This is a genomic window from Amycolatopsis sp. cg5 (assembly GCF_041346955.1).
Lineage (GTDB): Bacteria > Actinomycetota > Actinomycetes > Mycobacteriales > Pseudonocardiaceae > Amycolatopsis.
Genome location: NZ_CP166849.1, coordinates 4,176,151 through 4,200,075, shown reverse-complemented (window position 1 = coordinate 4,200,075; position 23,925 = coordinate 4,176,151). Strand labels below are relative to the sequence as shown.

Below are 23,925 nucleotides of genomic sequence, written 5' to 3'. Positions count from 1 at the left end.
AGCCTAAAGCGGACAAAAGGTCAGGCTGTGGACCTCTCCGTGGACCCACTTGCGCGGCGGAAGCCGGCTACCGCCGCGCCACCTTTGCCTTTCCCCTCAATAGAACCGGCAATACCACTCACGACCCCCAGGTGAGCGAAGCTTTGCTGGCGCCGGAGTTTAGCGGGCTTTATCCCGGCCCCGGCCGGTGAAGTGAGGGTGCCCCTCGGTGCGTGGTAAGCACCGAAGGGCACCCTCACTTCACCCAGCGGCGCCGCGCGCGTTGTTGCGCTTCCGTTCGGCAGGGTCGTCGGCGACACTCACGACCATGAGCGGCGAAGTGATCATCTTGACCGGCCCGCCCGCCTCCGGGAAGACCACGGTGGCCGGGCTGCTGGCGTCGAACGCGGACACCCCGACCGTCCACCTCACGACGGACCTGTTCTACCGCGCCATCAAGACCGGCTTCATCCTCCCGTACCTGCCGGAATCCCAGCGCCAGAACGAAGTCGTCGTCGACGCCATCGTCGCGACCGTGCGCACCTTCGCCCGCGGCGGCTACGACGTCGTGGTCGACGGCATCGTCGGGCCGTGGTTCCTGCCGCCGTTTCGCTCAGCCTTCGACAACCTCGCGTACGTCGTGCTCAGGCCCTCGCTGGCGACAACCCTGGCACGCGCGGAAGAGCGCGTCGGCGACGAACTCAAGGACGTCGACGCGATCACGGGCTTGCACGGCGCGTTCGCCGACCTCGGCGTGCTCGAAGCGCACGCACTCGACACCGGTCACCTCGACGCCACCCAAACGGCCACGGAGATCCGCCGCCTCCTCGCCGCCGGTTCCCACCGCCTGGCGTAAGCGAACGGAAGGGTCTGAGGGCGAGGGGTGTGAGTGGTGACTCTGCTGCATCTAGCGGAGCAGAGTCACCACTCGCGGATGCCCGAGGGCTGTGGTGTGCGGGATAAAGCCCGCTTTACTCCGCGGGGTCATGAGTGTTGCGGGCGTGAGGGCTGAAGCGAGGGGACCCCTCAGTGCGTATATCGCACCCAGGGGTCCCCTCACTGCACACCCGCGAGCCCTGGGCTCCGGAACCCTGGCCACGTGCCCCAAGCCAAGCTGTATGAAGGGAGCCTTCATACAAACACTCAGCCAAGGGGAACCGAGTCGTGGCGGACAGGGTATTGGGCGGGCGGATCCCGTACGCCTGGTGGCGCATCCGGCGGGACCCGCCCGCGTTTTCCTCCCTCAGCGACGGCCCGTCACGCCGCGCGCCACAGCGCGGGGACGGAGGGCGGTTCCCAACCCGGCTGGGCGGTGTGCCCCTGCAGGCACACGTAACCGCGGCCGTCGTAAGTGACCTGGGCGCCGGCGGCGTAGTTGGTGCCTGCCGTCCAGGTCGTCCCCCCGGGCGGGGTGGAGGTCGTGGGCCTGGTGGTGGTCGAACTGGGCGGGGCGGTGGTGGTGGTCGGGGTCTGCGGGACGTTGAGCACGAAGTCGAACGCGGCTTCGCGGGTGCCGCCCGAGTCGCGGACCGTCATCAGCAGCCGGGGGTCGAAGATCGAGTCGGTGTTGTTGCGGGGCTCGTTGGGGAAGTAGAGCTGGGTGGTGAGGATCGGGCGGCCGGGTGCCTGCACCTTGACGTGGATGTGGCGGGTGCGGCCCGGGTAGAGGCCCGGCACGATCGTCGTCAGCTTGAAGGCGCCGTTGGCGTCGGTGTACTGGTGGCCTCGGAAGGTGTAGCCGACGTTGTCGTAGGCGCCGTTGACGTCGGCCTGCCAGAAGTCGAGCAGCACGCGGCCGACCGGGCGGCAGGCGAGGCCGAAGACGTAGCCGCTGACCACGAGCCGGGTGCCGGGGCCGGTGAGCGTCGAGCGCTCGGGGGAATTCGGCTTGAAATAAGGACCTTCGGTCTGGGCGATGGTCGGCTCGTCGCCGTCGTGGCATTCCGGGGTGAGGTCGGGGACCTGCCCGCTCGCGACGGTGGTGCGAGCGAGCGCGGGCCCGCCGAGCAGGGCGACCGGTGCCGCGACACCGGCGGCCAGCGCGGCGCGCAGCAGTGTCTTGCGGCTGAGCTTGCTGTCTTCGTCCATTTGTCTGCTCCTCGTGGGGGATGCACACGACGTTAGGGACAAGATCAGCGCCGGACGATGGACTCAGGCCGGTCGTCGTGGTGAAAGTCTGGGGTGACGTCGCCCGCGCGCCGGAAGTCGCCGGGGCTCAACCCGGTCTCCCGCCGGAAGAACCGGCAGAAGTACGCCGGGTCCGCGAAACCGACCCGGCTCGCCACCTGCCGCACGGTCAGATCGGTGCCCAGCAGGAACCGTTTCGCCTCACGCGTGCGTGCTTCCCTGACCAGATGCGCGGCCGTGCGGCCGGTCGCGGTCTTCACCGCTTCGGCCAGATAGCCGGGGGTGACGCCGATGCGTTCCGCGTGCGCGCGCACCGACCACAGGCCGAGGTCGGATCTGGCGGCCAGCCGCGCGAACTCGGCGGCCACGGCGTTGACCCGTGCGGGCGGCGGGGATTCCGGGGTTCCCGGCTGCCTGCCCGCCCGCACGATCAAGACGTGCAGCAACGCCCGCACCACGGACGCGGAACCTGGCGCGCCGAACCGGAATTCCTCTTCCAGTTCGGCGATCAGGCGTGCCGTGCGCTCGTAGGCGTGCTCGTCGAGTGGCAGCGCCGGTTGTTCGCTCAACCGCCGCAATGTCTCGCGGTCACCCGGATGGTCGATCAGGAAATCGTCGGTGAATAGCAGCACCGATCCGGTCAGCCGTCGCACATCCCACTGATGCACCTGCCCCGGTGCTATGACCGCCACTTGGGGCGGCCGCAGCTCCCGGCGCGTGAAGTCGACGACGTGCGCGCCGATGCCGCCGGTGACGAACACGATCTCGTGGAACGTGTGCCGATGCGGGAAAGTCGCCTGTGAGAGCGGCCCGATCTGGTCGAACGTGCCGACCGCGAACGGCAGCGCGTCGTGGGCCGTCAGCTCCAGCCGGTGCAGTGGCAGCTCCCCCGGCTTGGACACTTCGCAGGCCGTTCCCGGTGGCACCGTCGTACCGCGCATGACCGAAAAGTCTAGACCAATATGCGCGGTGCCCGCCCCCGCCGGAAGTTCCGTTCAGGCGAGCCCGTTGCGCCCGATCACCTCCGCGTACCACCGCGCGCTCCGCTTCGGGGTCCGCCGCTGCGTGGCGTAGTCGACGTGGATCAGCCCGAACCGCTTGGCGTAACCCTCGGCCCACTCGAAGTTGTCGAGCAGCGACCAGTAGAAGTAGCCACGCAGGTCGACCCCGGCCGCGATGGCGTCGTGCGCGGCACGCAGATGCGCGTCGAGGAACGCCACGCGGTCGGTGTCCGCGATGTCGCCGCCTTCGCCGACGACATCCGGATACGCCGCCCCGTTTTCGGTGATGTAGAGCGGAACCGGCCCGTAGTCGTGACGCACCCTCAGCAGCGCCTCGGTCAGCCCGGCAGGCTGAACCTCCCAGCCCGAGTGCGTGCGGGCGGCCGCGGGGTCCGCCACGAAGTGCACGTCCTGCGCGCCGACCCATTCCGGCCCTGCCGGTTCGCTGCCCGCGATCGGCGTCGCCGAGACCCGGTAGTCGCGGTAGTAGTTGACGCCCAGCCAGTCGATGGGCGCGCCGATGATCAGCTCGTCGCCATCGCGCACGATGTCGTCCAGCGCGAGTTCGGCGACCAGGTCCTTCGGATACCTGCCGCGCAGCACCGGATCGAGGAACAGCCGGTTTTGCAGGCCGTCGACCCGGCGGGCGGCGTCCGCGTCGGCCAGCGGGTCGTGCGCGGTGACCGGATAGAGGTTGAGCGTGACGCCGGCCGGTGTGTCCACTGTGTACTCGCGGATCACCTCCATCGCGAGCCCGTGCCCGAGCAGCAGATGGTGCGCGGCGGCGACGGCGGCCGCGTGGTCGGTCCGGCCCGGCGCGTGGATGCCACCGGCGTAACCGAGCATCGCGGCGCACCACGGCTCGTTCAGCGTCGACCAGCTGGCCACGCGGTCGCCGAGCCGTTCGAGCACCGTCTCGGCGTACTCGGCGAACCGGAACGCGGTGTCGCGCACCGCCCAGCCGCCGTCGTCTTCCAGCACCTGCGGCAGATCCCAGTGGTACAGCGTCGCCCACGGCTGGATGCCCGCTTCGAGCAGGCAGTCGACCAGCCTGTCGTAGAAAGCCATCCCGGCCGGATTCGGACGGCCGCCGCCCGGCCGGATCCGGGGCCACGCCAGTGAAAACCGGTACGCGCCGAGACCGAGCCCGCGCATCGTCTCGACGTCTTCGCCATACCGGCGGTAGTGGTCGGCGGCCGGTTCACCGGTGTCGCCGCCGACGACCGCGCCGGGGCGGCGCGCGAAGACGTCCCACACCGAGTCGGTGCGGCCGTCGGTGGTGGTGGCGCCTTCCACCTGGAACGCCGCGGTCGCGGCGCCCCAGACGAAACCGGGCGGAAACTCCAACATGGTCACCCTTTCACGGCACCTTGCATGATCCCGGCCACGATCTGGCGGCCGAGCAGTACGAATACGATGAGGATCGGGATGGTCGCGAGCGTCGTGCCGGCGAGCACCAGTGAATAGTCGACGTAGTAACCGCTTTGGAGCTTCTCCAGCGCCACCTGCACGGTCGGATTGCCGGCGTCGAGCACGACCAGCGGCCACAGGAAGTCGTTCCACGAGGTCATGAACGTGAACATGGCGAGTATCGCGGCGGCCGGGCGCACGGCGGGCAGGCAGACGTTCCAGAAGATCCGGATCATGCTGCAGCCGTCCATCCGCGCCGCTTCGATCAGCTCGTACGGCAGAGCGTCCACTGTGTACTGACGCATCCAGAAGACACCGAAGGCCGTCACCAGGTTGGGCACGATCACGGCCTGCAGCCCGCCGGCCCAGCCGAGTTCCGACATCGCGATGAACAGCGGGATGATGCCGAGCTGGGTCGGCACTGCCAGCGTCACCACGATGAACACGAACAGCCCGTCGCGCCCGCGGAACCGCAGTTTGGCGAACGCGAACCCGGCCAGCGACGAGAACAGCACCGTGGTGAGCGTGACCGTCCCCGACACGAGCAGGCTGTTGCCCAGCGCCTTCCAGAACGGCACCGTGTCGAACACGCGCGCCGCGTTGGCGAAGAAGTTGCCGCCGGGCAGGAACGGCGGGACGCGCTCGGTGAGCATCCCGTTGTCGCGGCTCGCGACCAGGAATGACCAGTAGAACGGGAAAAGCGAGCCCAGCACGAAGATGGCGAGCACCCAGTAGGTGGCTTTGCGTGGCTTGGTCATTTCCGTTTCACCCCCGCGATCCGGCCGGTGAGGAAGAAGTTGCCGAGCGCGATGAGGACGATCAGCACGAACAGCACCCAGGCGATCGCCGACGCGTAGCCGAGGTCGTAGTTCTCGAACGCGGACTGGTACAGGTACAGCGTCACGGTCTGGAACTGGTTGGTGGAGCCGCCGTTGTTCGAGCCTGGCATGGCGTCGAACAGCTTGGGCTCGGTGAAGATCTGCAGCCCGCCGATCGTCGAGGTGATGATGACGAAGATCAGCGTCGGCTTGAGCAGCGGCAGCGTGACGCTGGTGAAGCGCCGCCACGTGCCCGCACCGTCAATCAGCGCGGCCTCGTGCAGCTCGCGCGGGATGGCCTGCATCGCGGCCAGCACGATCAGCGCGTTGTAGCCGGTCCAGCGCCAGTTCACCATGATCGCGATCGCGACGTGGCTGCCGAACCGGCTGGCCTGCCAGTCGACCGGATCGAGCCCTGTCGTCTGCAGCAAGCCGTTGACCAGCCCGTACTTCGGGCCGAACAGGTTCGCGAAGATGATCCCGATCGCGACCAGGCCCGCCGCGTAGGGCAGCAGGATGCCGATCCGCCAGCCGGTCGCGCCGCGCAGCCTGCCGCCGAGCAGCGCGGCGAGCAGCACCGCGATGATGATCTGCGGGATGCTGGAGAGCAGGAAGATGCTGACCGTGTTGCCGACGGCGTTCCAGAACTGCCCGTCGGCGAAGAGCTCCTTGTAGTTGTCGATGCCGATGAAGTCGGGATGATCGTCGCCTGCCTCCCACTTGAACAGCGACACGTAAGCCGTGTACAGCAAGGGAAACAGCCCGACGAGTCCGAAAAGGATGAAGAACGGCGCGATGTAGAGGTACGGCGAGACCTTCACGTCCCACCGGCTCAGCCGCTGCCGGAAGGTGAGCCGGGGAGAAACGCGCTCCCCGGCCCGCACGGCGTTGTCGATGACCGTCATCGGCTCAGCGCGTGATCTTCTTCGCGGCGTCGACCAGCTGCTGCCAGCCGTCGGCGGCGGCCTTGCCCTGCTCGACCGCCTGCAGCGCCGGGCTGGACGCGTTCTCCTGGATCTGGCCGTCGCCAGGCCCCTTGTACTGCGCGTGCTGCACCTTCTTGGCCTGCTCCGCGAACAGCTCGCCGATCTTCGCGCCGCCGAAGTAGGCGTCGGTCTGGCTCAGCAGCGACGGATCGGTCAGCGCCTGGACCTGGCTCGGGAAGTTGCCTTTCGCCTGGAACGCCTTGATCTGCTGCTCGGGCGCGGTCAGCCAGGCGGCGAGCTCGGCCGCCTCCTTCGGGTGCTTCGACTGGGTCGGCACGGTCAGGTACGAGCCGCCCCAGTTGCCGCCACCGCCGGGGAACGCCGCGGTGATCGCCCACTTGCCCGCGTTCTCCTGGCCCGCCTGCTCCTTGATCACGCCGAGCATCCAGGACGGGCACACCTTCGTGGCGAACGCGCCCTGCTTGAACCCGGAGTTCCACTCGTTGCTGAACGCGGTGAGCTTGGCCGACTGGCCCTTGGCGACCGCGTCGGTGACCTTGGTCCACGCGTCCTTGATGCCCTGGTTGCTTTCGAGCGCGAGCTTGTCGTCGGTGCCGATGTAGCCGCTGGGGAGCTGGTTGACCATGGAGTTGAAGTTCTGCGCGGCCGAGTCGAACCAGGCCTTGCCACCGGACTTCGACACGTAGTCCGTGCCGGCTTGGAAGTAGCTGTCCCAGGTCGCGAACAGCGGCTTGACCGCTTCGGGGTCGGACGGCAGGCCGGCCGCCGCCAGCAGGTCCTTGCGGTAGCACATGGCGAGCGGGCCGATGTCGGTCCCGTAGCCGATGACCTTGCCGTCCTTGGTCTTGGCCGCGTCGTACTTCCAGGGCAGCCAGCGCTGGGCGGACGCGGTCGCCGGCCCGATCTTGGTCAGGTCGTTGAACTTCGAGCCCTTGTCGAGCACGTCGGAGAGGTGCCCCTCCTCGACCGCGGTGACGTCCGCGAGCCCGGAACCCGCGGCCAGCTTGGTGATCAGGTCCTGGTGGTACGGCCCGCCCTGGCCGGTCTTGCGGTGGCTGATCTTGATGTTCGGGTGAAGCTTCTGATACTCCTCGACGAGCGGCTCGTAGCCGAACTCGGTGAACGTCGCCAGCGTCAGGTCCACCTGCTCACCCGGCCCGGCCGCGGCGGGCGTCTCCTGCTTGCCGTCGCCGCCGCAGGCCGTGGCGGTGACCGCCGTCAGCGCGATGCCCAGTGCCAACACCAGGCCGTTCCGGATGGTTCTCACGTCTGCCAACCCCTTTGCCGGAAATCGTTCTGGGAGCGCTCCCAGATGCGGAGAGTCTGATTGCGGGCCCTCCCGCTGTCAAGAGGCAGGGAGCGCTCCCGGCCAAGGCCGCTAAGCTGGGAGACGTGAGAGAACAGGACCGGCCGACACTCGAAGACGTGGCCGCCTTCGCGGGCGTGTCCCGGTCGACGGCGTCGCGCGCGCTGAACGACGACGCCTACGTCAGCGCGGCCGCCCGCGAGAAGGTCCAGGCCGCCGCCCGCGACCTCGGCTACTCCCCCAACCAGGCGGCGCGCTCGCTGGTCACCCGCCGGACCGGCGCGGTCGCCGTGGTCCTGTCGGAGCCGGAGGCCCGGCTGCTCGACGACCCGTACCGCACCGCGGTGATGCGCGCGGGGTACCGCGAGCTGGCCGACATCGACCGCCAGATGGTCCTGATCTTCAGCGACACCCGCGAAGACCTCAGCCGCACGGTCCGCTTCCTCGAAGGCGGCCACGTCGACGGCGTGCTCGTCTTCGCGCCGCACCGGGCCGACCCGCTGCCGAAAGCCTTGCGGCTGCTGAGGATCCCGGTCGTCTTCGGCGGGCAGGCCGCGGGCATCAAGCGCGGCGTGCACGTGGTCGACTTCGACAACGAGGGCGGCGCCCGCCTGGCGGTCGAGCACCTGATCGCGGCCGGTCGCACCCGCATCGCCACGATCGCCGGGCCGCAGGACCAGAGCGCCGCGATCGACCGGCTGTCCGGCTGGCGCAAGACCCTGCTCGACGCCGGGCTCGATCCGGCGGACCTGTCCGAAGAAGCCGACTTCACCCTCTCCGGCGGCGCGCACGCGATGACGGCCTTGCTGGCGCGACGCCCGGATCTCGACGCGGTCTTCGTCGCCAGCGACATGATGGCGGTCGGCGCGCTGCGCACCCTGCACGCGGCGGGCCGCCGCATCCCGGCCGAGGTCGCGGTCGTCAGCTTCGACGACAACGCCACCCTCGCGCCCGCGATGGAACCCCCGCTCACCTCGGTGCACCAGGACCCGCGCGAGCAGGTGCACGCCATGGTCGAGACCCTGCTCCAGTTATTGGACGACCCGGACGTCAAACCGGCTCAGCGCATACTGCCGGTCTCGCTCACCGTCCGCTCATCCAGCTGACCGGGCACTGGGGTCGTGAGTGGCACGGCCGGTTCTAACCGGTCATACCACTCACGACCCTCGGGTGGGCGCCACGACGATCTCGCCGCCGCTGGTGGTGAGGATCTCCGCTCCGGCCGCGTAGTGCTCGCGGACCGTGGGCGCGGTCAGCACCGCCGCCGGGGCGCCCGAAGCCACCACCTCGCCCTTGTTCAGCAGCAGCAACCGATCCGCGTACTGCGCCGCGAAGGTCAGGTCGTGCACGGTGGCGACGACCGTGGTGCCGTCTTCGGCGCGCAGCCGGTCGACGAGTTCGAGCAAGGCCTGCGCGTGCCCGATGTCGAGACCGGTCGTCGGCTCGTCGAGCAGCAGGATGCGCGGCTGCTGCGCCAGCACCCTGGCGAGCACCGCACGCTGCCGTTCGCCGCCGGAAAGCGCGTGCAACGGCCGCGCGGCCAGCGCGCCGAGATCGAGCCGTTCGAGCGCTTCGGAGACCAGGCGGAGGTCGTGACGGCCTTCCCTGGCAAGCAATCCGAGGTGCGGTGTCCGTCCTAAGAGGACGTAGTCGGTGACCGAGAGACCATCGGGAAGCTGGGGTGTCTGCGGGGCGTAGCCGATGAGCCTGGCGCGCTCGCGGGCGGGCAGCACGCGCAACGGGCTTGCGCCCGCCCGGATCTCGCCGACGTGCGGGAGGAGTCCGGCGACCGCCTTGAGCAGGGTCGACTTCCCGGCGCCGTTGGGACCGATGATGGTCAGCCAGCCGCCGTCCGGGATCTCGCCGTCGACACCGCGGACCACGAGTTCGCCCGCGTAGCCCGCGCCGACGCCGCGCAGCAGCAGGCCGGTCATCGCAACTTCCCCCGGTTCCGGCGCAGCACCAGCACGAAGAACGGCGCGCCGGTGAACGCGGTGATCACGCCGAGCGGCAGTTCGGCCGGCGCGATCACGGTGCGGCCGATCTCGTCGGCGACGACCAGGAAGATCCCGCCGCCGATCAGCGACAGCGGCACGATCACCCGGTAGCTCGCGCCGCCCAGCAGTCGCACGAGATGCGGCACGACGATGCCGACGAAACCGATCAGCCCGCTGACCGACACGGCGGCCGCCGTCGCGAGCGAAGCCGCGCCGAGCACCGCCAGGCGCACCCGGCCGGGACGCACGCCCAGCGAAAGCGCCTCGTCGTCGCCGAGCGCGAGCACGTCCAGCAGCCGCGCGCACAGGCACAGCACGATCACCGACGGCACCAGATAAGGCAGCGTGATGAGCACGTCCTGCCAGCCCGAGGTGTTCAGCCCGCCCAGCATCCAGGTGTAGACCTGCTTGATGGTGTTCGTGTCGAGCTGCTGCACGAACGTCTGCACCGCGGTCAGGAACGCCGCGACGGCGACCCCGGACAGCAGCAGGATCGCCGTGCCCGCGCCGCTGGCCGACCGGCCGAGCACCCAGGTGAGGCCCACTCCCGCGAGCGCGCCGACGAAGGCGGCCAGCGGGATCGGGCCGATGATCCAGGTCCTGGCCGCAGGCGCGAGCACGACCGCGACGGTCGCGCCCAACCCGGCGCCCGCCGCCGCGCCGAGCAGGTACGGGTCGGCCAGCGGATTGCGGAACACGCCCTGATAGGCGGCGCCCGCGACGGCGAGCGCCGCGCCGACCAGCCCGGCCAGCACGACGCGGGGCACCCGCAGCTGCCAGAGGATGTCGGCCTCGCGCTGATCGAGCGGCGACGTCGTCCCGCTCACCTGGGCCCACAGCTCACCCAGCACGCGGTCCCAGCCGAGGTCGGCCGCGCCGACGCAGATCGCCGCGACGAGCACGACGCACAGCGCGAGCACGGCCGCGGCCAGCCGCGTCGCGGTGAGCCGGGTGCGCCGGTCAGCGGCCACCCGGCGCCGCCTTGGTGACCGCGGCGGCCACGGCCTTGGCGAAGTCGAGCAGGCGCGGCCCCCAGCGCGACGCGACGTCGTCGTCGAGCGCCACGACGTTGCCGTTCTTGACCGCGCTGATCGCGGCCCAGCCCGGCCGCGCGGCGACGGCCGCCGCGTCCTGCTTGCAGCACTTGGTGTCGGCCAGGAAGATCAGCCGCGGGTCGGCCTTCACCAGCGCCTCGGCCGACAGCTGCGGGTATCCGCTGCTCGACGGCGCGCTGTCGGCGACGTTGACCAGCCCGAACAGGCCGTACACCTGCCCGACGAAGGTGTGGGAGTTCACGCTGTAGAAGTCCTGGCTCAGCTCGTGGTAGTAGCTCAGCGGGGTGGCGGGCTTGGGGGTGGCCGCGGCCAGCGCCGCCAGCTCGGTCTTGATGCTCCCGACCAGCCGGTCCGCGTCGGGGGCGTGCCCGGTTTCCTTGCCCAGCGCCGACATCTGGCCGTACGCCTCGTCCAGCGTGTTGGCCGACGGCAGCACCATCGCCTTGATCCCGAGCTTCCCGAGCGCGCCGACCAGGCCACCGGTGTCGGCCGAGGCGACGACCAGATCCGGCTTGTACGCGGCGATCGCCTCGGCGCTCGGGGTGAGGCCGGACAGCGCGGTCTTCGGCGCGTTCGGCGGATAGGTGGACTGGTCGTCGACGGCGACCACCTGCGCGCCCGCGCCGATCGCGAACAACGTCTCGGTGCTCGCCGGGCTCAGCGACACGATCCGCTGCGCCCCGGCGGCCGCCGACGTCGGCGCGGTGGCCGGGGCGGGCTCGCGGCCCGCGCAGCCGACCAGTGCGAGCAACGACAGCAGTACTACCGGCAGTGCCGGCCGGGCGCGGGTCATCGGGAACCTCGGGTCTCTCACCCGGCACACGAGTGCGGCGCCCCCACGCCGTGGGTCGCCGCTACCTCTGTCCCGGAGGCGGATGGGCGTCGACGCGGCGTCGAGACCTGGCTCGGCCGGAGGGCCACACAGTTACGGCATAGCGCCGGATTCACACCGGACTTCACGGCCGCGCACGTCGGATCGGACGCTATCACGCCCGCCTGTGATGTTCATGACCATGATCGTACTTGACCTTAATAGTTCATGTGGATAACCTTCTTGGCAGACGACAACGAGCAAGGAGTTCGACATGAAGCAGCGCACACTCGGCACCAACGGCCCGTCGGTCTCGGCTCTGGGGCTCGGCCTCATGGGCATGTCCGAGTTCTACGGAGCCACCGACGACGAGCGATCCATCGCGACGATCCACCGCGCGCTCGACCTGGGCGTGAACCTCCTCGACACCGCGGACGTCTACGGCGGCGGCCACAACGAGCGGCTGCTCGGCCGCGCGCTGGCCGGCAGGCGCCGCGACGAAGCGGTCGTGGCGACCAAGTTCGGCTCACGGGTCCAGGACGGAAAGGCGTCGGTGGACTCGACGCCGGAGTACGCCCGCGAAGCACTCGACGATTCGCTGTCCCGGCTCGGCATCGACCACGTCGACGTGTACTACCTGCATCGGCGCGACCCCCAGGTGCCGATCGAGGACACCGTCGGGGCGCTCGCCGAACTGGTCGCGCAGGGCAAGATCCGGCACATCGGGCTGTCGGAGGTCAGCGCCGACACGCTGCGCCGGGCACACGCCGTGCACCCGATCGCCGCGGTGCAGAGCGAATACTCGTTGTGGGAGCGCGGGCTCGAGGCCGAAGTGCTGCCCACCGCACGGGAACTCGGCATCGCCGCGGTGCCGTATTCGCCGGTCGGCCGCGGTTTCCTGACCGGCACCGTGACGAACCTCGACGCGCTCGCGGCCGACGACTACCGCCGTTTCGACCCGCGTTTCCAAGGCGAGAACCTGGCGCGCAACCTCGCGCTGGCCGAGCGCGTCCGTGCGCTGGCCGAGCAGGCGGGCGTCACCCCGACGCAGCTCGCCCTCGCGTGGCTGCTGCACCAGGGCCCGGACATCGTCCCGATTCCCGGCACGAAGCGGATCAGCTACCTGGAGCAGAACGCCGCGGCCGCCGACGTGGAACTCGACGCCGCCACCCTCGCCGCGCTGGAGGCGGCCCTCCCGCGTGGCGCGGCGGCCGGTGAGCGTTACCCCGAGCAGCTGATGGGCAGCCTGGAGGGCTAGTTTGCTCGGGTGAGTCTCCTCGATGACGTGGCCGAACGCGACGGCTGGCGCTGCTGGGTGTGCGACGAGCCCGTCGACCCCGACATGTCGGTGAACGACCCGCGCGGGCCCAGCGTCGACGCCAGGACGGCCGACCGGAAGGCGAAGATCCCCGAGCGGCTCGCGCACCGCGGCTGTAACACCCGCAAGGGCGCGGTCAAGGTGGTCATCGCCTGGGCTGACCGGCTGCACGTGGTCGAACCCGCGCCGCTGATCACCGTCGCCGGCAGGCTCGAGCGCAAGGGCGGCCGCGAAATGGTCGGCCGGTGTCCGACCAAAAAGGACGCTCAGGAGACCGCCGACTGGCTGGTGGACCGGTTTTCCCGCCTCGTGCCCGACCTGCCGGTCACCGCCACCGTCGAACCGGGCGGCGGCCAGTTCATGGTCATCCTCGCCACCGGCCGCCGCTGAGCTTGATCGCCGGCCGGGCCGAGAGCACCGGCATGGTCGTGAGTGGTACGGCCGGTTCTAACCGGCGAAAACACTCACGACCCCCGCGCCGAGGCCCTAGGCGTTGGTGAGGTATTCGGTCGGCGTGCAGCCGGTCAGCGCGCGGAAGTCGCGGTTCAGGTGCGGCTGGTCGGCGTACCCGCACCGGTGCGCGATCTCGGACAAGGACGGTGCGTCAGGACCGGCCAGCAGCGTCGCCGCGCGGTGGAGCCGAGCGATGCGGGCAACGGTCTTGGGAGTGAGCCCGATCTGGCGCTGGAATCGCAGGTTCAGGTGCTGGCGCGTCCAGCCGATCTGGTCGGCGAGCGCGCTGATCCGCAGGCTTCCGGCCGACGTCATCAGCTGCTGCCAGGCACCCTGCACCGGCCTCGCCAATTCGGGCCCGAGTGCGAGCCTGGTCGTCAGATAGTCGTCCAGTACCCGGAATCGGGCGGGCCAGCCACGGGTTTCGGCGAGCTTTTCGAGCAGTAGGCCGGCCTCGGCACCGAGCAGGTCGGGAAGGCCGATGGTCGCGTTGGCCAGCTCGCGCAGTGGCAAGCCGAAGAGCGCGTAGGCGCCCAGTGGCGTCATCGCGACGCTGATTCCGCGAGACGGTCCCGCCTGCTCGACCAGCAGTGGCCGGTCACGCAGCCCCAACACCGGCGACGCGGGCACGTGGCCGTCTTCGCCGACTTTGCGCAGCGGCGTTTCGAGGTCGAGGACGACCGTGAGCACGCCCAGCGGCGCCACCCGCCAAGCCATCGGCTCCATCTCCGGAAAGTCGTGCGCGGCGTAGGTCAGCACGTGCCCGGCCAACCGCGGATGCGGCACGCCGAACGCGTGGTCGGCCGGGGCTCGCGCGACCTCCTCACGCGACACCACGAGCGTCCAGTCGGCCATGCCTGGTCCTTCCATTCGTCCAAGACGATCGACGCCGGCCGTGAGTAGTGTCGGTTTTCCCATCGTAGAAGGGATTTTCTGATGTCTGACGTTGGTGACTTCAAGAGCGAGGACAGCCGGGACCGCTATTTCGAGGCGTACGACAAGGCGATGAACGACTGTCCGGCGCCGGATGCCGTCCACGATATCGAAACCAGGCACGGCACGACCCGGGTTTACGGTTTCGGCTTCGGCGACGCGCCGCCGATCGTGCTGCTGCCCGGCCTGCTGGCGACTTCGGCCTGTTACGGGCCGCTGCTCCCGGTGCTGGCCGCACACCGGCCGGTGTACGCGATCGACACGCTCGGCGAGGCGGGCCGCAGCGTGCACACCGCACCGTTCGACGGCATCCCGGACCGCGCGCGCTGGCTCGACGAGGTGCTCGAAAGCCTCGGCTTGACCGGTGTCCACCTCGCCGGTGGCTCCACCGGCGGCTGGCACGCGGTCAACCAGGCGATCAACGCGCCCGGCCGGATCGCCTCGATCAGCTTGCTGGACGCGACGACCGTGACGGCCCCGTTCGCCCGGACCATGCTCTGGTACGGCATGCCTGCCGTCGTGCTCAACAAGGACTGGCTGTGGCGGCGTTTCCTGCGCTGGTCGGCGGGCGCCGACATCATGGACCGGCCCGACGCCCGGCTCGTGCTCGCGGGGATCCGCGAGTACAAACCCCGGATTCCCTTCCAGGTGCGCCCCAGCGACGACGACCTTCGCTCGATCAAGGTGCCCGTGCTGGCGTTCTTCGGCGCGCGCAGCGTCGTCCACGACTCGAAGGCCGCGGCCGACCGACTGCGCGCGCTGCTCCCCCACGCCGACGTGGAAGTGCTCCCCGACGCGGGGCACTACATCTACCTGCGTGACGCCGACCGCGCGCGCATCGTCGACCGGATACTCGAGTTCGCCAAGAAGGGGTCGTGAGTGTTTAGGCCGGTTAGTGGGCGGAAAATCAAACATGGCGTGGTCGACGCTTCGGCGATGTGGCGTTGGGGCCATCGGACGGCTCAAACACCGCATCGTCAGCCCGCTCGCCGCCGGCCGAAAACCCCGCACAACCCACCGACTGATGACGTGAACGCCTCGTTCACAACGCACAACGTTGCGAACGAGGCGTTCACGTCATCCGAAGCGACCCAACCAGCCCAAGAATATGGTCAAAGAAGCCTAAAGCGGACAAAAGGTCAGGCTGCGGAGTCCTCCGACGACCCACTGGCGCGGCGAAAGTCGGCTACCACCGCGCCACCTTTGCCCTTCCCCTCAAATAGAACCGGCCGCACCACTCACGAGCCCCACAACGACCCCGGCCCGCCGCGGGCGAGTGGAACCTCTGCTGCGTTAGATGCAGCAAAGGTTCCACTCGCCCGCCACATTTGCCCTTCCAGCCTAGAACCGGCCGTACCACTCACGACGCCGGGTGGTCATTTGGTCAGGGGTGATTGGTACATAGTCACTTTCTCGGTCGAGAGGATTTCGGGGACCGGCTTGGCGAGGTAGATCCGTTTGGGCAGCATGAGCCGGTCGCCGAAGTACCTGGCGCATTCGAGTTCGGTCAGCCTGGCGCAGTCGGGGTGATCGAGGCCGAGCACGTGTCCCGTCTCGTGCGCGACCGTCCACGGCTCGGCGGAGTAGACGAACATCGCGCTCGGCTTGCCGTCCGGATGCCGGGCGCAGCCGTCGAAGGTGCTCGGTTTGATCTGGGGCACCACGTAGAGCGCGATCTCGTCGGCGCGGACGTTGTCGCGGTGGTCGAACAGTTTCACGGATTCGGCGGACGGCGGGTGGAGCTTGTCGCAGAACCCGACGTCGAAGACGTCCTTCTTCGCCGTGTCGGTGACGGTGATGTGCTGGACGCTGACCAGGTCGACGCCGATCTCGGCCTGGGCGAACGCGGTGGCGAGGTTCTTGAGCTTGGTGTCGATCACCGCGTAGTCGGCGTTGGGCAGGTTGACGATCTTGACGTGGACGCGGATCCGTTCGGGATGCCACCAGTTGGTGCCGACGCTGCCGTCAGGCCGGATCCAGAACGCGTCGAGCAGATCGGGGTGGCGTGAGGTGACGCTGACCGCGTTCGGCGACGCGTGGCCTGCTCCCGTGACGGGTGCGGCGGCCCAGCTGCCGGGGAGTTTCTCGTCGAACGTCAGGTTGCGGACAGCGGCGTCGGGCGCCACCCAGACGAGGTCGAAGCGCCCGGCGGACCGGCTGGCCGAGTCGAGCGCGCCCGGCTGTGCCGCGCCGGGCGCGGTGATGGGCCACGGCGCGGGCCAGTCCAGCCTGGCGTTGCGGACCGTGGTGCCGATCGCGCCGTCCGGGCCGATCCAGAAGGCGTCCACCTGGTCCTCGCGATGGGACACCGCGGTCAGCGCGGGCCGCACCGGATCACGGGACGAGCCGATGCGGACGTGGCCCGCCCCGGTGACCGACCGCACGGTCCACGGGGTGGCCGGGTTCCACGTCAGCACGGAGACACCGGCGTCCGGCCGCACCCAGAGCACGTCGAGGTGGTCACGGGCCCGGGAGACGACGGTCAGCGCGCCGGGTTCGGCCGCGGCGGCCGGGCCGGTGAGCCGCCACGGATCTCGCCAGGCTCCGCCGAAGGTCCACGCGGTGGTGCCGATCGCGCGGTCGGGCTCGATCCAGAACACGTCGAGCTGGCCGAGGTTACGCCCGGCCGCGGCGAGCGAGCCTGCCAGCGCGTGCCGGGCGGGCGCGATGCTGATCGCCTGGGGCCAGCCGGTGAAACCGGTGTGCCACCACGAATTCGACACCCCGCCGTCCAGCCGGATCCAGAACAGGTCCAGCTGGTCGTCGCCGCGCGCCACGACCGAGAGCGCGCCCGCCGCGGCCGATGCCATGGGCGCGACGGGACGGGTGATCCAGCGGCCCGTGGCCGCGGTCCACGAGGCGTTGCTGATCGCCCCGTCCGGATGCACCCAGAACACGTCGAGCGCACCGGGGCCGCGGGCGATCGAGGTGATCGCACCCGGCGCGGCCGCTGCCGGTGAGGGAAGCGTGAACTCGGCGTCCCATGCCTGCGCCTGCTGCACCGGGAGCAGGACCCCCATGGCCACCACCAGCGCCGCGACCGGCGCGAACCGTCTGTGCCGTTTCTCCCGCATGGCGAAGAACCCTCCCTTGTGGACAGATCGGACCAGTCTCGCGCGATCCGGCTGACCGGTCGCGGTCATCTGACGCACACCGGCCGTTTCACCCGCACGGAGCACTGAAACACTCAGGCGCCTTTTGACGACTCTGCCCCCGTGACGTCTGACGAGACATGGCCCCAATGCCGGGTGCGCGGGTGCGCGGGCGCCGCGTTGGCCACCGAGTGCCTGCTGCACATCAACTCCGCCGACCGCGCCGACTACCTGCGCTGGGTGAACCCGATCGACGGCCGTGGCGTGCGGTTCACCGCGGAGCTGATCCACGAGGTGTACACGAACCTGCCCAAGAAGGGGCGGCCGGCGCGGACGGTGCTGTTCACCGGTGCGGTCTTTCCCGATGACGCGAGCTTCGGCGGTGCCCGGTTCGGGGACGGCAGCAGCTTCGCCGGCGCGAATTTCGGCGATGACGCCTTTTTCAGAGGAGCCAGGTTCGGCAAGGACATCAAGTTCGACGGAGCCAAATTCGGCAGGCATCCCAGCTTTCGAGGCGCGAGGTTCGAGGAGAATTCGTCATTCAAGGGCACGGACTTCGGAGACAACCCGTGGTTCCGAGGCTCGGTTTTCGGAAAGCGGGCCTCGTTCGTCGACGCCAAGTTCGGCGACCACGCCTACTTTCGGTACACCCGGTTCGGCGACGGCACCCGCTTCCAGCGCGCGACGTTCGGGAAATCCGCGACGTTCGTCGACACCGTCCGATTCGAAGGCACGGTTTACTTCACCTCGGTGACCTTCGGAGACGAACTCGGCTTCGGCAAAGTTCTGATCACGGGGCAAGCGGATTTCACCAAAGCCTCGTTCGGCGCCGAAGCGAAATTCAATGTCTTCAGCCGCGAGCCGTTGTCGATGGCTTATGCGCGGTTCGGCAGACACGCGCAAATCAACTTCGCGGGCAGGGAACTGAGCCTCCATGGTGCCGATTTCTCAGAAGGGGGCAGCATCCGCGCCTGGGGCACCGAAATCGACCTCACCAGGGCGAAGTTCGGCGCGCCGTCACTGTTGACCGAGCGGAAGCCGGTGACCGGCCCCAGAACCGCGCCTCCCGTCGAGCCCGGTCAGCGCCCGCGTCTGCTGCTCGACCTCGATCCCGACCCCGAAGGTTTCGTCGTTCCCAACGGCACACCCCGCCTCATGTCGTTGGATGAGGCGGACGTGCGAGAGCTCGTCATCGATCGAGTGGACCTCGGCAGCTGCCGCTTCAACCAAGCTCACAACCTCGACCAGCTCAAGGTCGGCAGCAGCGACCAGTTCCTCCTCCCAGACCGGAAGTTCGGCCCGACCCGCCGTCGCATCGTGCTCGAGGAATACCTGTGGCGCGCCAGGCACGAACGCAGGAGCCGCTGGTCACTCCCCGATCCACCCGCGATCGAGGACACGCCGGGCGATCCGCGTGCGCAGGCCCGGCAGATCGAGCAGACCTACCGGGCACTGCGCAAAGCGTTCGAGGACGTCAAGAACGAGCCCGGCAGCGCGGACTTCTACTACGGCGAAATGGAAATGCGCAGGCGTGGCAGCGAATCCCGGGCCGAGCGGTTCCTCCTGTACTGCTATTGGCTGCTCGCCGGATACGGGTTGCGCGCCTGGCGCGCGCTCACGGCGCTGGCGGTGACGGTGGCCGTCGGCACGGTGATCTTCGTGTCCGCCGGGTTCGCCACCGCCGCCACCACGTCATTCGTGCCGACTTCCGGCGGCACGTACGTGCAGACCACGGTCCCGGGTCCCAGGCCGGGCTGGTCCGACGCGCTTTCCTATTCCCTGCACAGCATCACGTCGCTGATCAGGCCCGCCGGCACGATCCCGCTCACCGCCGCCGGCAACTACACGGAGCTGACGCTGCGGATACTGGGACCGCTACTGCTCGGCTTGGCATTGCTGTCGATCCGCGCCAGGGTCAAGCGATAGCCCGGAAATCACGACTCCGTGACGAGCATGCCCTCGGGGACACCGGCGACCTCGACGCTGCGCCAGATCGACCGCTCGCCGGGGAGTTCGTGGTAGCGGCGCAGCCCGGCGATGCCGCCCAGCCAGCCGCCCCAGCTCGCGTACGGCGGGTTGTCGGGGTTGAATCCGCTGTGCGTCATGGTGAGCCGGGTCTTGCCGTCCGAGCCTTCCAGCTCCCAGCTGGTGGTCTCGCCGTCGGCGAACAGCAGCGCCGCCTTGCGGCCCTGCTCGAACTCGACGAACTTGGCGCCGCCGGGGTCGACGTCGAACCCGCCCATCGCGAAGCGGCCGCCGAGGTGGGGTTCGATGTCCACCTTGGCGCCGAACCACTCGGCGAAGACCTCGGGCTTGATCATCGAGTCGAACACCGCGCCGGGCGCCGCGTCGATGACGAAGGACTCGCGCAGCTCGGTCGAGCTGAAGTCGACCATCGGGGTCAGCGCGCGGCCTGCCAGGTAGTCGGCGAGGTTGGCGATCGCCAGCGACCAGAACGTGTGCAGCGCGCCGCGGGCGCCCGCCTTGTCGCCGATCACTTCCTCGAAGCTGGGCAGATCGCTGTGGCTCAACGTGACCAGCGTGCCGGCTTCGTCCTCGCCGAGCTCGAACTCGACCGTGGCCTCGACGCCTTCCACGGTCCAGCCGAACCGGATGACCCGCTCGTCGGCGTGCAGGACGCGCTGGCGCGGCTCGGCGCCGTCCGGCGTGTACCGGCCCCAGAACTCGTACTTGGCCGGCAGGTCGACCTCGGCGTGCTCGGCCAGCCACACGCGCAGCGCGGCCGGGTCGGTCAGCGCCTCGTAGGTGAGCTTCAAGGTGGCCGATACGACCGCGCTGACGCGAAGATCAGGTTCTTTCATCGGGATTTCCCTTCGGATAGCAGGCGACGGCGAGCCGGAACGCGTCGCCTTCGGCGCCGCCGTAGCGGGTGAACAGGTCCTGCAGTGTCTGGTTGAGCTCGTCGAGGAACGCCTTCCGGTGTTCCGGACGGACCCGGATGTCCCCGGACACACCGATCGACGGCAGGTCGGGGCGGGTGCGGTCGAGCGCGGCGATGTCCGCCTGGACGTCCTCCATCAGGTCGACCAGGAAGCCGAGGCTGAGCCGGTCGCGGGTCTGGCGCAGGCCGATGCGGCCGACCAGGTGCGGGGACAGCCAGTAGGCCCGCCCCGCCGCCTGGTAGATCCCCTCGGTGATCCCGCGTACCCGGCGCTCGGCCACCTGACGCACCAGGTCGGCCTCCACGAGGCGTTTGACCTGGTAGTAGACGCGTTGCGGGGTTTGCTCGAGCTCGATCGCCACCTCGGTGCAGGACCGGGGCTCGGCGAGGTGCCGCAGCACTTCGATGCGCTGCGGCTTGAGCAGGGCCTCAGCCTGCTCGATCTGATCGAGGTAGACGACATCTCTCATGGCAAAGAGGAGTCTTTACGTAAAAACTTATTTTGTCAATGGGCTCACTCCGGCCACGGGCTGGCCTTGATGACTTCCACGAAGTCCGTCCTGGCGAACGCCGGATCGAAGTGCGCGAGCACGTCGTCGTTCATCGTCCCGAAGGTCGTGTCGGGCCGCTCGGCCATGCCGTCGTAGAACGCGCGCAGGATGCGGTTCTTGAAGTCCGGGCGGGGATGCGCCGCGACGACCGCCGCCCGCTGGTCTTCGGTGATCTCGTCGAGGTCCAGGCCCAGCACGTCGGTCTCCACGCCCAGCGTCACCACGGCCACCTCGGGCGCCAGCCGCAACGGGATCTCGGGGGTGGTGTGCAGCGCGATGGCGAGCCAGACATTGCGTGCGTCCACTTCGGACCGTCCGTGTTCGAGCAGGAAGTCACGCGCCGCCTCGGCGCCGTCGAGTTCGAACCGCCGCTCTTTGGTGGCGTACTCGCCCGTGAGCCCGAGGTCGTGGAACAGGCCGCCCACGTAGGCGAGCTCCGGGTCGACGTCCAGTCCGCGTGCCACCGCTTTCAGTGCCCCCCAAAGGAAAACGCGGCGCGAATGATGGAACAGCGTGTCGTCGGCGGCTCGCCGGACGAGCGAGGTCGCCTCGCGCACCAGTTCCGTGTCGGGAATCGAGATTCCAGCGATGTTTTCGGACACCACAGCCTCCATAACGTCAAGATCGGATGACTCCAGTCTTGACGAACGGCCCGGGTGCGCCCACCGCGAAAACCGACCAACAGTCCACAGATGCGGACACTCAGGCCGTGGTCTTGAAGCGCGCCCGATACTCGCTGGGCGAGGCGCCGAACCGCGCCACGAAAGTCCGCCGCATCGTCTCCGAGCTGCCGAACCCGGCCGAACGCGCCGTCTCCGCCACTCCATGGCCCGCGTCGAGCAACGCTTTCGCGTGATCGAGCCGTACCTGCTCCACGAACCTAGCGGGCGTGGTGTCCAGCTCCCCCGCGAACATCCTCGCGAGGTGGCGCGCGCTGACGCCCGCCCGCGACGCCATCGTGCGCGTGCTGTGGTCGAGCGCGGGCTGCGCCGACACCAGGTCGACGATCGCACGCAGCGTCGGCGTCCGCGGCACCCGCAGTGCCAGCGGCGCCGAGAACTGCGACTGCCCGCCCGGCCGCTGCATGAACATCACCAGCCCGCGCGCCACCGTCCGCGCGAGCTCCGGGCCATGGTCCTGCTCGACCAGCGCGAGCGCCAGATCCATCCCCGCCGACACGCCCGCCGACGTGAAAACCTCGCCGTCACGCACGAAAATCGCGTCCGGCTGGACCTGAATGTCCGGATAGGACTGTGCGAGCAGCGGCGCGTGACGCCAGTGCGTGGTGGCCCGGCGCCCGGCCAGCACCCCGGCCGCCGCGAGCGCGAACGAACCGGTGCAGATCGACACCAGCCTGCGAGCGCGTGGCCGCAGCTCCTCGATCGCGGCGATCAGCCCGGCGGGCACCGGACGCGCGGCCAGCGTGTCACCGCCTGCGACGATCACCGTGTCGGGATCCGGGAAGTCACCCGGCCTGCCGTCGACCGGCAGCCGGATCCCGACCGACGTCGTCACCGCCTCCCCGGTCGGCGACAGGTATCCGATCGAATACCCCGCGCCCGCCAGGTTGGCCTCGGCGAACACCTCGGCCGGCCCGGTCACGTCGAGCATCTTCACGCCGTCGAACACGACGAAGACGACACTCCGGCCACCGATCACGTCCATCACTCCTGACTTCAGGAACCGCTCGGCCGGACCGGTTGCCGCAAGATCGTCTTGAGCTTGGCGGAGGCGGTCCGGCGCGGGTCGCTGAGGTAGATCTCGTGGTGGTCGCCGTTGAAGGTGAGGCCGTTCTCGGGCAGGTACTGGTGGTGGAGACGGTCCAGCGTCGGGGCTTCGTCGTCGTAGGAGCCGATGTGCAGGATCTGCACGCAAGCTCCCTCGACGAGCGTACGCAGCCTGACACTTTCGAGCGCCGGGTTGTCTTTCTTGCGCGAGGCTTCGGCGATCGCGGACTGGACCATCTCGTCGGTGATCCAGTCCGGCTGGCTGATCAGCATGGTCCACTCCCACTGCTCCTTGCGGCGGGCAACGAAGACGGCCGGGTCGTCCGCGCGCCAGAGTCCTTCCAGCGGGCCGACCACGAAGTCGCGGCCGAGGGTCTTCTTGCTGGCGAACTTCAGCGTGTACGAGACCCCGTACAGGGCTTCGACCGCGTTCACGTACACCTGCGACGTGTTCGGGTCGCCGGTGCCGTCGACCGCGAGGTAGTGCAGCTCGGGCACGTCGACGACGGTGAAGTCCTTGGCGGACGGGGCATAGAGCCGCTTGTGCGCCTTCTTGATGTCGTACTTGTCCATCGCGGCCTCCTCGGCCAGTGCGCCCAACGTGCTTTCGGTCCACTTGAGATCGGCGTCGAGCATGGCCTCGCTGTAGTCGAAGATCGCGGAAGCCGCTCCTGGCAAGGGTTCCTGGCCGGAGCGGGCCGCGCGGACGTCCGCGAGCTGCGCACGCAACGCCTCGACGCGCCGGGTCAGGCCGGTCGCGACGTCCGCGTCCGGCAACGCGGGGCTGTTGGCCATCGCGATCAGCACGCGTGAGCGGACCGGTGTCAGTGTCGTCAGGGCCTCGCGTGTGGCGGCCAAGCACAGTTCGTGCCCTGCGGACGTGACGCGGAACGTCGCGCGCGCCTTCGCCGACGCGGGCTCGCCGGTCGTCTCGATCAGGCCGCGGCGGGCGAGTTTGTCGAGCACGTAGTAGATGGACGAGAAGCCGAGCGCCGTCCAGGCGCGGATACCCCGCTGCTCGATGACCTTCTCGAGGTCGTAGCCGTGGCGGGGTTGTTCGGCGAGCAGGCCGAGCACGGTCAGTTCGCCGTCGGTCAAAGCTTCGGGCACCCGCCTATTCTAGCACTAGAATAGGCGGGCGCCCTCCCCTGGGTCGTGAGTGGTACGGCCGGTTCTATTTGAGGGGAAAGTCAAAGGTGGCGCGGCGGTAGCCGACTTCCGCCGCGCCAGTGGGTCGCCGGAGGACTCCGCAGCCTGAACTTTTGTCCGCTTTAGTCTTCTTTGACCATATTCTGGGCTGGTTGGGTCGCTTCGGATGACGTGAACGCCTCGTTCGCAACGTTGTGCGTTGCGAACGAGGCGTTCACGTCATCAGTCGGTGTGTAGTGCGGGGTTTTCGGCCACTGAGCGGCCGAAAACCCCGCACAACGGGCCCTTCGCCCAGCGGGAAGCGGGCTGACGATGTGGCGTTTGAGCCGTCAGATGGCCCCAACGCCAC

The 23,925-nt window shown here is 69.2% G+C and carries 22 protein-coding genes; 6 read left to right on the top strand and 16 right to left on the bottom strand.

Annotated features, from left to right (window positions below):
- Positions 1-307 precede the first annotated feature (307 nt).
- Complete coding sequence (locus tag AB5J62_RS18905) at positions 308-835, top strand: AAA family ATPase (RefSeq protein WP_370949541.1); 528 nt, start codon at positions 308-310, stop codon at positions 833-835.
- Between the two features lie 401 nt (positions 836-1,236).
- Here the strand turns inward: AB5J62_RS18905 and AB5J62_RS18900 are convergent, their stop codons facing one another.
- The 6 genes from AB5J62_RS18900 to AB5J62_RS18875 are packed head-to-tail and all read right to left on the bottom strand — an operon-like array spanning position 1,237 to position 7,549.
- Positions 1,237-2,067 (bottom strand): carbohydrate-binding protein, encoded by an 831-nt coding sequence (locus AB5J62_RS18900; protein WP_370949540.1) that lies wholly within the window; start codon positions 2,065-2,067, stop codon positions 1,237-1,239.
- 44 nt (positions 2,068-2,111) lie between these two features.
- Complete coding sequence (locus AB5J62_RS18895) at positions 2,112-3,047, bottom strand: AraC family transcriptional regulator (RefSeq protein ID WP_370949539.1); 936 nt, start codon at positions 3,045-3,047, stop codon at positions 2,112-2,114.
- Between the two features lie 54 nt (positions 3,048-3,101).
- Positions 3,102-4,457 carry a GH1 family beta-glucosidase gene (locus tag AB5J62_RS18890; RefSeq protein ID WP_370950295.1) on the bottom strand — a complete coding sequence of 452 codons (1,356 nt, stop codon included), beginning with the start codon at positions 4,455-4,457 and terminating at the stop codon, positions 3,102-3,104.
- A 2-nt stretch (positions 4,458-4,459) separates the two neighbouring features.
- Positions 4,460-5,275 (bottom strand): carbohydrate ABC transporter permease, encoded by an 816-nt coding sequence (locus AB5J62_RS18885; RefSeq protein WP_370949538.1) that lies wholly within the window; start codon positions 5,273-5,275, stop codon positions 4,460-4,462.
- Positions 5,272-6,240 (bottom strand): carbohydrate ABC transporter permease, encoded by a 969-nt coding sequence (locus tag AB5J62_RS18880; protein ID WP_370949537.1) that lies wholly within the window; start codon positions 6,238-6,240, stop codon positions 5,272-5,274. Before AB5J62_RS18880 ends, AB5J62_RS18885 begins: the two co-directional genes overlap by 4 nt.
- A 4-nt stretch (positions 6,241-6,244) precedes the next feature.
- Positions 6,245-7,549: an ABC transporter substrate-binding protein gene (locus AB5J62_RS18875; RefSeq protein ID WP_370949536.1), complete on the bottom strand. Its 1,305-nt coding sequence runs from the start codon at positions 7,547-7,549 to the stop codon at positions 6,245-6,247.
- Between the two features lie 125 nt (positions 7,550-7,674).
- On the opposite strand from AB5J62_RS18875, the gene AB5J62_RS18870 reads away from it, so the two are divergent.
- Entirely contained in the window at positions 7,675-8,694 is a 1,020-nt protein-coding gene (locus tag AB5J62_RS18870; RefSeq protein ID WP_370949535.1) for a LacI family DNA-binding transcriptional regulator, read from the top strand.
- Positions 8,695-8,745: 51 nt separating this feature from the next.
- Here the strand turns inward: AB5J62_RS18870 and AB5J62_RS18865 are convergent, their stop codons facing one another.
- From AB5J62_RS18865 to AB5J62_RS18855, 3 genes are read right to left on the bottom strand one after another with little or no spacing between them, the layout of a single operon-like run.
- Positions 8,746-9,522, bottom strand: a complete 777-nt coding sequence (locus AB5J62_RS18865; protein WP_370949534.1) for an ABC transporter ATP-binding protein — start codon at positions 9,520-9,522, stop codon at positions 8,746-8,748.
- Entirely contained in the window at positions 9,519-10,517 is a 999-nt protein-coding gene (locus AB5J62_RS18860; protein WP_370950294.1) for a FecCD family ABC transporter permease, read from the bottom strand. The genes AB5J62_RS18865 and AB5J62_RS18860 overlap by 4 nt, the downstream gene beginning before the upstream one ends.
- A 28-nt stretch (positions 10,518-10,545) precedes the next feature.
- Positions 10,546-11,433: an ABC transporter substrate-binding protein gene (locus AB5J62_RS18855; protein WP_370949533.1), complete on the bottom strand. Its 888-nt coding sequence runs from the start codon at positions 11,431-11,433 to the stop codon at positions 10,546-10,548.
- A gap of 292 nt (positions 11,434-11,725) precedes the next feature.
- Here AB5J62_RS18855 and AB5J62_RS18850 point away from each other — a divergent pair, with 292 nt between their 5' ends.
- Both AB5J62_RS18850 and AB5J62_RS18845 read left to right on the top strand, forming a co-directional pair.
- Positions 11,726-12,709 carry an aldo/keto reductase gene (locus AB5J62_RS18850; RefSeq protein ID WP_370949532.1) on the top strand — a complete coding sequence of 328 codons (984 nt, stop codon included), beginning with the start codon at positions 11,726-11,728 and terminating at the stop codon, positions 12,707-12,709.
- Between the two features lie 9 nt (positions 12,710-12,718).
- The gene (locus AB5J62_RS18845; RefSeq protein WP_370949531.1) at positions 12,719-13,159 is read left to right on the top strand and encodes a hypothetical protein; all 441 of its coding nucleotides are present in this window, start codon (positions 12,719-12,721) and stop codon (positions 13,157-13,159) included.
- Positions 13,160-13,255: 96 nt separating this feature from the next.
- On the opposite strand, the gene AB5J62_RS18840 is transcribed toward AB5J62_RS18845, so the two are convergent.
- Entirely contained in the window at positions 13,256-14,077 is an 822-nt protein-coding gene (locus tag AB5J62_RS18840) for a helix-turn-helix transcriptional regulator (protein ID WP_370949530.1), read from the bottom strand.
- Between the two features lie 81 nt (positions 14,078-14,158).
- Between AB5J62_RS18840 and AB5J62_RS18835 the strand changes: the two genes are divergently transcribed.
- Positions 14,159-15,034 (top strand): alpha/beta fold hydrolase, encoded by an 876-nt coding sequence (locus AB5J62_RS18835; RefSeq protein WP_370949529.1) that lies wholly within the window; start codon positions 14,159-14,161, stop codon positions 15,032-15,034.
- 497 nt (positions 15,035-15,531) lie between these two features.
- Here AB5J62_RS18835 and AB5J62_RS18830 read toward each other — a convergent pair whose 3' ends face one another.
- Positions 15,532-17,229 carry a hypothetical protein gene (locus AB5J62_RS18830; RefSeq protein WP_370949528.1) on the bottom strand — a complete coding sequence of 566 codons (1,698 nt, stop codon included), beginning with the start codon at positions 17,227-17,229 and terminating at the stop codon, positions 15,532-15,534.
- Positions 17,230-17,370: 141 nt separating this feature from the next.
- Between AB5J62_RS18830 and AB5J62_RS18825 the strand changes: the two genes are divergently transcribed.
- Positions 17,371-19,173 carry a pentapeptide repeat-containing protein gene (locus AB5J62_RS18825; protein WP_370949527.1) on the top strand — a complete coding sequence of 601 codons (1,803 nt, stop codon included), beginning with the start codon at positions 17,371-17,373 and terminating at the stop codon, positions 19,171-19,173.
- A gap of 8 nt (positions 19,174-19,181) precedes the next feature.
- Here AB5J62_RS18825 and AB5J62_RS18820 read toward each other — a convergent pair whose 3' ends face one another.
- The 5 genes from AB5J62_RS18820 to AB5J62_RS18800 form a co-directional block, all read right to left on the bottom strand.
- A complete protein-coding gene (locus AB5J62_RS18820) occupies positions 19,182-20,069 on the bottom strand; it encodes an SRPBCC family protein (protein ID WP_370949526.1) in 888 nt (295 codons plus the stop codon).
- Positions 20,056-20,619 carry a helix-turn-helix domain-containing protein gene (locus AB5J62_RS18815; protein WP_370949525.1) on the bottom strand — a complete coding sequence of 188 codons (564 nt, stop codon included), beginning with the start codon at positions 20,617-20,619 and terminating at the stop codon, positions 20,056-20,058. Before AB5J62_RS18815 ends, AB5J62_RS18820 begins: the two co-directional genes overlap by 14 nt.
- A 44-nt stretch (positions 20,620-20,663) precedes the next feature.
- Entirely contained in the window at positions 20,664-21,302 is a 639-nt protein-coding gene (locus AB5J62_RS18810; RefSeq protein WP_370949524.1) for an HD domain-containing protein, read from the bottom strand.
- A gap of 100 nt (positions 21,303-21,402) precedes the next feature.
- Positions 21,403-22,365 carry a GlxA family transcriptional regulator gene (locus AB5J62_RS18805; protein ID WP_370949523.1) on the bottom strand — a complete coding sequence of 321 codons (963 nt, stop codon included), beginning with the start codon at positions 22,363-22,365 and terminating at the stop codon, positions 21,403-21,405.
- A gap of 11 nt (positions 22,366-22,376) precedes the next feature.
- Positions 22,377-23,537: a GyrI-like domain-containing protein gene (locus AB5J62_RS18800; protein WP_370949522.1), complete on the bottom strand. Its 1,161-nt coding sequence runs from the start codon at positions 23,535-23,537 to the stop codon at positions 22,377-22,379.
- Positions 23,538-23,925: the final 388 nt, after the last annotated feature.

What these genes read in the sequence shown, in the direction of transcription:
- AB5J62_RS18905 (WP_370949541.1), top strand. Translation starts at nt 308, where the DNA reads ATGAGCGGCGAAGTGATCATCTTGACCGGCCCGCCCGCCTCCGGGAAG.
- AB5J62_RS18900 (WP_370949540.1), bottom strand. Translation starts at nt 2,067, where the DNA reads ATGGACGAAGACAGCAAGCTCAGCCGCAAGACACTGCTGCGCGCCGCG.
- AB5J62_RS18895 (WP_370949539.1), bottom strand. Translation starts at nt 3,047, where the DNA reads ATGCGCGGTACGACGGTGCCACCGGGAACGGCCTGCGAAGTGTCCAAG.
- AB5J62_RS18890 (WP_370950295.1), bottom strand. Translation starts at nt 4,457, where the DNA reads ATGTTGGAGTTTCCGCCCGGTTTCGTCTGGGGCGCCGCGACCGCGGCG.
- AB5J62_RS18885 (WP_370949538.1), bottom strand. Translation starts at nt 5,275, where the DNA reads ATGACCAAGCCACGCAAAGCCACCTACTGGGTGCTCGCCATCTTCGTG.
- AB5J62_RS18880 (WP_370949537.1), bottom strand. Translation starts at nt 6,240, where the DNA reads ATGACGGTCATCGACAACGCCGTGCGGGCCGGGGAGCGCGTTTCTCCC.
- AB5J62_RS18865 (WP_370949534.1), bottom strand. Translation starts at nt 9,522, where the DNA reads ATGACCGGCCTGCTGCTGCGCGGCGTCGGCGCGGGCTACGCGGGCGAA.
- AB5J62_RS18855 (WP_370949533.1), bottom strand. Translation starts at nt 11,433, where the DNA reads ATGACCCGCGCCCGGCCGGCACTGCCGGTAGTACTGCTGTCGTTGCTC.
- AB5J62_RS18850 (WP_370949532.1), top strand. Translation starts at nt 11,726, where the DNA reads ATGAAGCAGCGCACACTCGGCACCAACGGCCCGTCGGTCTCGGCTCTG.
- AB5J62_RS18840 (WP_370949530.1), bottom strand. Translation starts at nt 14,077, where the DNA reads ATGGCCGACTGGACGCTCGTGGTGTCGCGTGAGGAGGTCGCGCGAGCC.
- AB5J62_RS18835 (WP_370949529.1), top strand. Translation starts at nt 14,159, where the DNA reads ATGTCTGACGTTGGTGACTTCAAGAGCGAGGACAGCCGGGACCGCTAT.
- AB5J62_RS18830 (WP_370949528.1), bottom strand. Translation starts at nt 17,229, where the DNA reads ATGCGGGAGAAACGGCACAGACGGTTCGCGCCGGTCGCGGCGCTGGTG.
- AB5J62_RS18820 (WP_370949526.1), bottom strand. Translation starts at nt 20,069, where the DNA reads ATGAAAGAACCTGATCTTCGCGTCAGCGCGGTCGTATCGGCCACCTTG.
- AB5J62_RS18815 (WP_370949525.1), bottom strand. Translation starts at nt 20,619, where the DNA reads ATGAGAGATGTCGTCTACCTCGATCAGATCGAGCAGGCTGAGGCCCTG.
- AB5J62_RS18805 (WP_370949523.1), bottom strand. Translation starts at nt 22,365, where the DNA reads ATGGACGTGATCGGTGGCCGGAGTGTCGTCTTCGTCGTGTTCGACGGC.